A 345-nucleotide genomic window follows, 5' to 3' on the forward strand; every position below is an offset into this window, starting at 1 on the left:
CCGGGGAAACAGCCGAGGGAACCACCGCAGACCGAGCACCCACAGACACCGACGGGACACTCAACACCAGCTTCCCCACATGCCTCGCCCGGCTCATCAGCGCGAACGCCTCACCCGCCCGCCGCACGTCCCAGACCCCGAGGGGCAGCCGCGTCAGCACATCCGTCCCGAAGAGGCGTATCACCTCGCGCAGTATCTCCCCCATGCGGTCAGGTCCCGCTTCCACCAGGTCAAACGCCCGGTACGTCACGCCGTCGTAAGCAGCGGCGACCTCCCCCGGATCACGCACATCCGCCTTGCCCAGCTCCACGAACCGCCCACCCGGACGCACCAACCCCAACGACG

General features: G+C 68.7%; 1 pseudogene. It reads right to left on the reverse strand.

Annotated features, from left to right (window positions below):
- Positions 1-310: pseudogene (locus IF99_RS31475) on the reverse strand (polyketide synthase); the annotation flags it as partial.
- Positions 311-345 lie beyond the last annotated feature (35 nt).

Origin of the sequence: Streptomyces sp. NRRL F-5630 (assembly GCF_000719475.1) — a bacterium.
Lineage (GTDB): Bacteria > Actinomycetota > Actinomycetes > Streptomycetales > Streptomycetaceae > Streptomyces.